Genomic DNA, 7,081 nt, shown 5'->3' on the forward strand with positions numbered 1-7,081 from the left:
GGTATGCCTGCACCATGACCGTTTGGGAGAGCGCTCCGCACGTCGAATACCTGGCCCACCACATGCTGCTGCTGGCCATCCCGGCGTTCCTGCCGGCCGTCCTCGTCGTCGCGGTGATCCTGTACGTCGCGCTGAAAGACCGGCGCAACGGTGGCAAATCCCAGCCGGCCGCGCCGCGGGGCGACGACGCCGACCAAAAGGGTGATTGACGGGCCCTCGATCGGGGCATTCCGGTTCCTGCGAGTTGGATCACACCTCAGGTCGGGCGTGTTGGGAGGGTTGGACGATGAAATCGGCGGATCTGACTTTTGTTGCCGAGGCACCGGCGCGCGGCGCGGGCCTCAACCAGGTGATCGGCCTGTCGATCGCCGCGGTGGTGATAGCCGCGGTCATGCTGTGGGTCGGGTATGCCCACCGCACCCATCGCATCGGGTGGCTGACCCGGATCGCGGACAAGATGGGCGAGAAGTTCCACCGCCCCAACTGGGTGGCCCTCCCGGTCCTGGTGTTCACCACCTCGATCATCTGCGCGCTGTTCGGGTTCATCTGGGACGTCAGCTGGCACATCGGAAACGGCCGCGACCCCGGCCCGCTGGCCAACCCGGCGCACTACTTCATCATCATCGGCCTGTTCGGGATCTTCGTGGCGGGCATGTTGTCGGTGGTGCTGCCGTTCGACCAGCCCGGCCCGGCGGCGGTGCGCATCACGAGTAACTGGCATGCGCCGGTCGGCGGCGTGCTGATGGCCGGTTGCGGGCTGTACGCGATGATCGGTTTCCCGCTCGACGACATCTGGCACCGGATCTTCGGCCAAGACGTAACCCTCTGGGGCCCAACACATCTGATGATGATCGGCGGCGCGTGCTTTTCTCTGTTCGCGGTGCTGATGCTGGAACGCGAGGGCGAGGCGCACGAGGCCGGGGAGGTCTACCACGGCGTCTTCATCACGTTCCTGCGCTACCTGTCGTTCGGCGGCCTGTTCATCGGCCTGTCGGTCTACCAGATCGAATTCGACTTCGGCGTCCCGCAATTCCGCCTGGTGTTCCAGCCGATGTTGATCGCCGCGGCGGCCGCGCTGGCGTCGGTCGCCGCCCGCTACACGATGGGACGCGGAGCCGCGATCATCGCGGCGGTGTTCGCCATCGCGCTGCGCGGCCTGGTCGCGCTGCTGGTGGGCCCCATCCTGGGCGCGCCGATCAATTGGTTCCCGCTGTATCTGGGCCCCGCGCTGGTCGTCGAGCTGGTGGCGCTGACCCCCTTGATCAAGCGCCCCATCGCGTTTGGCGCCGTTTCGGGCCTCGCCGTGGCGACCGTCGGGCTGTGGCTGGAGTCGCTGTGGATCGGGGCGGTGTACCACTACCCGTGGCCGACCAGGATGTGGGGCGAGGCGCTCGCGATGGCGGTGCCGGTGGCCGTGCTGACCGGCGTCTGTGGGGCGCTGTTCGGCCTGGTGCTGACGGGGCAGCGGCTGCCCGGCCGCAAGGTCGGCATCGCGGCGGTGGCCCTGACGGTCCTGGTGATCGGCGGCGCGGTGGCCAACGGGCTGCACATCACCGTGCCGCGGCAGAACACCGCCACCGTCACCCTGACGGATCTGCCCAGCCCGCCCGGGCAGCGCATGGTGTCGGCCGACGTCCAGCTGACGCCGCCGTTCGTCAGCGACAACCCGGACTGGCTGACCATCCTGTCGTGGCAGGGGCGGATGCAGAACGACCGCGGCCTGATGATCGACCGGCTCGCCAAGGTGGGACCCGGGCACTACCGGTCCACCCAGCCGGTCCCGGTGTGGGGGGAATGGAAGACGCTGCTGCGGGTCCAGGACGGCCGCACCATGACGGCCGTGCCCATCTGGGAGCCGGCGGACGCCGCCATCCCGGCACCCGAGGTTCCGGCGCTGGCGTCGAGCACGCGGCCGTTCGTGCTGGAGGTGACGATCCTGCAGCGCGAACGCGACCAGGGCGCGCCGACCTGGTTGTTCACCGCCGGCGGGATCGTGGTGCTGATCCTGACGCTGATGGTGATCTCCGCGCTGACGTGGGGTGCGGGTCGGCTCGGCTACGCCGAGGGCGCGCCGGAGCCGGTCGAGGAGAAGCAGCCGCTGCCCGGCGCTCCCCGAGCGGCCTGATTCCATGACGGTCCGGAGCACCCTCGTCTGGGTGGCGGCGCTGGTGTGGGCCCTGGCCGCCTGTGGCGGTTCGCAAAACCAGTCCCCCGGCGCCGCCCCGGTCGTCGACGTCACCATCGCCAAGGGGCAGGTCACCCCGACGAACGCCACCCTGCTCGCCAAGGTGCACCAGCAGATCACCATCCGGGTCAGCAGCGACACCACCGACGAGCTGCACGTGCACTCCACCCCCGACCACAAGTTCCAGATTGCGGCCGCGCCCAACCAGACCTTCCAGTTCAGCGTCGACGTGCCCGGCAACGTCGAGGTCGAGCTGCATCACCTGGACCGCACGATCGCGACCATCCAAGTGCAGCCGTGAGCGGCCGTGGCGCGACGGTGGTGCTCGCGCACGGTCTGGGCGGTTCCGGCGACCTTCCGGTGCCGTACCTGTACGCGATGGTCGGCGCGGCATGGGCGTTGACGTTCACGTTCGCACTGGTCGCGTTCGCCTGGCGGCGCCCGCGGTTTGACCCCCGCAAGCCCGGCCGCCCGTTGCCGGCGGCGCTGGCCTCTTTTGTCGACGCCCCCGCCACCCGCTGGGCGGCCGCCGGGCTGGCGCTGCTGTTCGCGGCGTGGGTGGTGCTGGCCGGCGTGTGCGGGCCGCAGTCGGATTCCAACGCCCTGCTCGGCGCGTTCTACGTGCTGCTGTGGGTCGGGCTGGTGGCGCTGTCGCTGGCGTTCGGGCCGGTCTGGCGGGTGCTCTCCCCGATGCGCACCGTGTATTTACTGTTGCGGCGCATCACGCCCGAGCGCCTGGGACGTCCGCGTCGGTCCTATCCCGAGGGCTGGGGATACCGGCCCGCGGCGGTGGGCCTGTTCGCGTTCGTGTGGATGGAGCTGGCCAGCCCCAACTCGGCGTCGCTGCCGCTGGTCAAGGCGTGGCTGCTGACCTACGCGGTGCTCATGCTGGGCGGCGCGTGGCTGTGCGGACAGCGCTGGCTGGCGCGGGCCGACCCGTTCGGCGTGTACAGCATGGCCGTGTCGCGGCTGTGCCCGTTTCGCCGCAACCCGGACACCGGTCGAATCGTCGTCGGCAATCCGCTCGACCACCTGCCGTCGCTGCCGGTGCGCCCGGGCGTGGTCGTGCTGCTGGCGGTGCTGCTCGGGTCGACCGCCTTCGACAGTTTCTCGTCGTCGCCGACGTGGCGCGGGTTCGCCGACGGGATTTCCCGCGGCTTCGGCCTGCCGCCGACGCTGTCGGCGCTGTCTTCTGCGGTGCTGCGAACGCTCGGGCTGATCGTGTTCATTTCCGTTGTGGCGCTGACGTTTTCGCTGGCCGCGCGCGCCACCGGCGGCGTCGACCGCGAACAGCGCCGTGCGCTGCCCGGCGAGATGGCGCACTCGCTGATCCCGATCGTGGTGGGCTACATCTTCGCGCACTATTTGAGCTACCTCGTCGAACGCGGTCAGCAGGCGATCTTCGCGCTGGCCGATCCGCTCGGCCGCGGCTGGAACCCGTTGGGGCTGGCGCACTTTCACGTCGCGTACGTGCTGTCCAGCCATCCGCCGGTGCTCGCCGGCATCAAGGTGGCGTGCGTGGTCACCGGGCACATCGTGGCGGTGATCGCCGCCCACGACAAGGCGCTGCGGTTGCTGCCGGCGGGCCATCAGCTCACCGGGCAGCTCACCATGATGCTGGTCATGGTGGGCTACACGTTCACCGGCCTGTACCTGTTGTTCGGCGGCTAAATCGGGTGCTCGGCCTTCGCCTTGCCGTCCCAGCGGCGCAGGCCGGCGAATCGGCCGTCGAGCTGCGACGGACGGCCCGCGATGCGCAGTGCCCGCCCGAGTTGATGGCCGCCGACCCGGCGGGCCAGCGTCACGTGCGGGGTCCACTGGCCGGGCAGGCTGTTGGGCATCGGCGTGGGCTCCAGGTGCGCGTGGCAGAGCCGGTGCACCTCGGCGTGCAGGGCCAGCAGCTCGCCCGTCGGCACAATCAATCGCGCGAACACCACGTTCGCCCGCCCGAACAGCACGGGTGCGCCGATCGCCGCGGTCAGCGGCAGGCGCCGGGCGACCGGGGCCAGCAGCGCGTCGACTTGCGCGTCGATGTGCTCGGCGACGGCCAGGGTCACGTGCGGCCGGCCGGCCGGGGCCTGGCTGGGGATGCCGGCGCCGGCCAGGTCGGCCCAGATGTGGCGTATGGCCGCCTCGGTGTCCGGGTCGAAGGTCAGCTCGATCGAATGGACCATCAGCGCACCAGCGCGGTCACCCAGTCTCGGTCGAACGCCGCGGCGCTCATGGCCGCGAAGCCGTCGGCGTGCAGTGACCCGGCGCCGGCGGGCAGCGCCGCCCGGACCGGCGCCAGCTTTCCCAGCGCGGCCCGATTCGACGTCTCCACCACGCCGGGCCGCGCCGGCCAGCTGCCGATCACCAGACCGGCACACGAAACACTGTGTGCCGCAAGGGCTTCCAACGTCAGGGCGGTGTGGTTGAGGGTGCCCAGTTCCGCGGTGACCGCGACGAGCGCGGCGGCGCCCAGCTCGACCGCCAGATCGCGGAGCGTGACGCCCGCGCCGGCGAGTTCGACGAGCAGGCCGCCGGCCCCTTCCACCAGCGTCAGCCGCCCCGGCCGGTCCAGGCCACGGACCAGGCGCACCACGTCCTCGCCGGTGGGCAACGGGATTCCCGCCCGCTCGGCGGCCGCGGCGGGCGCCAGGGGCAGCGGGTACCGCGCCAGCCCGGCGAGCTCGGCGATCCCGGACAGCCGCGCCACCTCGGCCACATCGTCGTCGCCGCAGTCGGTCCCGGTCTGGACCGGTTTGCACACCGCCACATCGATGCCCGCCTGGCGGGCGTGGCAGGCCAGCGCCGCGGTGACGACGGTCTTGCCGACCCCCGTGCCGGTGCCGGTGACGACCAGGACGGTCAACGGCGGGCCGCGACGAGCACGTCCGTCAGCACCCGGCGGGCGATCTCCAGGTCCGCGGCGTCCAGCGACGCGCGCGCGGACAGGCGCAGCCGCGACGTTCCGGCGGGCACGGTCGGTGGCCGGAAACAGCCCACGCGCACCCCGGCGTCCAGGCAGGCGGTGGCGGCGGCCAGCGCCACTTCCGGATCGCCCAGGATCACCGACACCACCGCCGATGCCGGGTCGTCGGGCACGCCGCAGGTCTCGGCCAGGAAGCGCGCATGCGTCAGCACCGCGTGCGGGCGCCACGGCTCGGCCTGCAGGACGCGCAGCGCGGCCAGCGCGGCGCCCACCGCCGCGGGGGCCAGGCCGGTGTCGAAGATGAACGGCCGGGCCGCGTCGATCAGGTGCGCGCGCACCTGCGCCGGCCCCAGGACCACGCCGCCCTGACTGCCGAGCGCCTTGGACAGCGTCGTTGTCATCACGATGTCGGGCGCGCCCGCCAGCCCGAGCTCGTGCAGCAGGCCGCGGCCGCCGCCGCGCACGCCGAGGCCATGCGCCTCGTCGACGATCAACAGGGCGCCGTGGCGGCGGCAAGCCGCGTGCAATTCGCGCACCGGGGCCAGCGAGCCGTCGGCGCTGAACACCGAGTCGGTGATGACGACGGCGCGCTCCTCGTCCCGGGCGCGCAGGGCCGCGTCGACGGCGTCCACGTCGCGGTGCGGCGCCACCACCACGCGGGCGCGCGACAGCCGGCAGGCATCCACCAGCGACGCGTGCGACAGGGCGTCGGACACCAGCAGCGAACCGGGGCCCGAGAGCCCGACGACGGCGCCGAGGTTGGCGGTGTATCCCGACGAGAACAGCAAGCCGGAGGCGGCGCCGACGAACCCGGCGAGCTCGGTCTCGAATTCCTGGTGCAGTTCGGTGTCGCCGGTGACCAGGCGCGAACCGGTGGCGCCGGCGCCCCAGATGCGCAGCGCCGCCACTCCCCCCTCGATCACGTCCGGGTGTTGCGACAGGCCGAGGTAGTCGTTGGACGCCAGGTCGAGCTCGGTTGCGACGGCCGGACGCGGCCGCAGGGAACGCCGCAGCCCGGCCTCGCGGCGCTGCCGCTCCACCGCGTCCAGCCAGGCCAGCGGGGACGTCTCGATTGGTGCCCTCATCGCGGTTCAGCCTACGAGGCGGGCGGCCTCGCCTGACGCAGAGCCTCCCGAGAGCCGGCCGTGTCGCCGCCGGCGCTCGCTAGGGAGTGATGACCTGCCCGGGATTGCCCGGCGTCCCGCCGGGCCCGCCGGCCGCCCCGCCGCTCCCGACCGTGACATTGCCGGCCGTAATCGCGTACACGTTGCCGCCGGCGCCCCCGTTGCCGCCGGTGGCGCCGCCGCCGCCGAGCCCGCCGGTGCCGCCGACGGAATGCCCCGTCGCCAGGTAGTTCTGGGCGGTGCCGCCGGTGCCACCGGTCCCGCCGACCGTGACGCCGAAGCCACCGGTGCCGCCGAGCCCGCCGGTGGCGGTACCCCAGTCGGGCGGGTATATCGCCAGGCCGTTGAAAGTGTCGATGGTGAAGTTGTAGGGGCCCATGATCGCGCCGCCGCCGTGGCCGCCGTTGCCGCCGGCGCCGACCGTGCCGATGCCGCCCTCGCCGCCGGTCCCGCCGGTGGCGGTTCCCCACCCCAAGTTGAACGCGACGCCACCCGCGCCGCCATCACCCCCGGTGGCGCCCTGGCCGCCGGCGCCTCCGGTGCCGCCCAGCTGGAAGCCGGCGCCGCCGGCGCCGCCCGTGCCGCCCTGGCCGGTGAGGCTCATGCCGCCGGCCCCGCCGGTACCGCCTTGCGGAACGCCCACGCCCAGTTGCTCCCCGCCGAGAAAGCCCGTGTTGCCGCCGGCTCCGCCGGTGCCGCCGGTCGCGTCGGTCGCGTTCCCGCCGGCCCCGCCGGCACCGCCGACACCCGACAGGAAGCCACCGGGCCCGCCGATCCCGCCGTTGCCACCGTTCACGCCGGAGGTGAGCGACGACCCGCCTGCCCCGCCGGCCCCGCCGTTGCCACCCCAGATGGCGG

Annotated in this window: 7 protein-coding genes and 1 pseudogene; 4 read left to right on the forward strand and 4 right to left on the reverse strand. The window is 72.7% G+C overall.

Annotation, left to right across the window (positions count from 1 at the left end; all coding sequences use genetic code 11):
- Nucleotides 1–14: 14 nt before the first annotated feature.
- The 4 genes from AWB89_RS11925 to AWB89_RS11940 all read left to right on the forward strand — a co-directional run bounded on the left by AWB89_RS11925 (nt 15) and on the right by AWB89_RS11940 (nt 3,856).
- The gene (locus AWB89_RS11925) at nt 15–209 is read left to right on the forward strand and encodes a hypothetical protein (protein ID WP_085094675.1); all 195 of its coding nucleotides are present in this window, start codon (nt 15–17) and stop codon (nt 207–209) included.
- 77 nt (nt 210–286) lie between these two features.
- Complete coding sequence (locus AWB89_RS11930) at nt 287–2,125, forward strand: hypothetical protein (protein ID WP_085173784.1); 1,839 nt, start codon at nt 287–289, stop codon at nt 2,123–2,125.
- Nucleotides 2,126–2,129: 4 nt separating this feature from the next.
- Nucleotides 2,130–2,486: a hypothetical protein gene (locus AWB89_RS11935; RefSeq protein WP_085173786.1), complete on the forward strand. Its 357-nt coding sequence runs from the start codon at nt 2,130–2,132 to the stop codon at nt 2,484–2,486.
- On the forward strand, nt 2,483–3,856 hold the full coding sequence (locus tag AWB89_RS11940; RefSeq protein WP_085173788.1) for a hypothetical protein: 1,374 nt from the start codon (nt 2,483–2,485) through the stop codon (nt 3,854–3,856). The genes AWB89_RS11935 and AWB89_RS11940 overlap by 4 nt, the downstream gene beginning before the upstream one ends.
- Here AWB89_RS11940 and AWB89_RS11945 read toward each other — a convergent pair.
- From AWB89_RS11945 to AWB89_RS27270, 4 genes and pseudogenes are all read right to left on the reverse strand, one after another.
- Nucleotides 3,853–4,359, reverse strand: coding sequence for a 2'-5' RNA ligase family protein (locus AWB89_RS11945; RefSeq protein ID WP_085094667.1), 507 nt, complete (start codon nt 4,357–4,359; stop codon nt 3,853–3,855). The genes AWB89_RS11940 and AWB89_RS11945 overlap by 4 nt on opposite strands.
- Nucleotides 4,359–5,039, reverse strand: a complete 681-nt coding sequence (bioD, locus tag AWB89_RS11950; RefSeq protein WP_085094665.1) for a dethiobiotin synthase — start codon at nt 5,037–5,039, stop codon at nt 4,359–4,361. The genes AWB89_RS11945 and bioD overlap by 1 nt, the downstream gene beginning before the upstream one ends.
- Nucleotides 5,036–6,184, reverse strand: coding sequence for an 8-amino-7-oxononanoate synthase (locus tag AWB89_RS11955; protein WP_085173790.1), 1,149 nt, complete (start codon nt 6,182–6,184; stop codon nt 5,036–5,038). The genes bioD and AWB89_RS11955 overlap by 4 nt, the downstream gene beginning before the upstream one ends.
- 79 nt (nt 6,185–6,263) lie before the next feature.
- Nucleotides 6,264–7,081: pseudogene (locus AWB89_RS27270) on the reverse strand (hypothetical protein); the annotation flags it as partial.

It is taken from the genome of Mycobacterium paraense (genome assembly GCF_002101815.1).
In the GTDB taxonomy this organism is placed as follows: Bacteria; Actinomycetota; Actinomycetes; order Mycobacteriales; family Mycobacteriaceae; genus Mycobacterium; species Mycobacterium paraense.

Bases quoted from the DNA above. Each gene is read 5' to 3' on its own strand.
- AWB89_RS11925 (WP_085094675.1), top strand. From the start codon at position 15: ATGACCGTTTGGGAGAGCGCTCCGCACGTCGAATACCTGGCCCACCAC.
- AWB89_RS11930 (WP_085173784.1), top strand. From the start codon at position 287: ATGAAATCGGCGGATCTGACTTTTGTTGCCGAGGCACCGGCGCGCGGC.
- AWB89_RS11935 (WP_085173786.1), top strand. From the start codon at position 2,130: ATGACGGTCCGGAGCACCCTCGTCTGGGTGGCGGCGCTGGTGTGGGCC.
- AWB89_RS11945 (WP_085094667.1), bottom strand. From the start codon at position 4,359: ATGGTCCATTCGATCGAGCTGACCTTCGACCCGGACACCGAGGCGGCC.
- AWB89_RS11955 (WP_085173790.1), bottom strand. From the start codon at position 6,184: ATGAGGGCACCAATCGAGACGTCCCCGCTGGCCTGGCTGGACGCGGTG.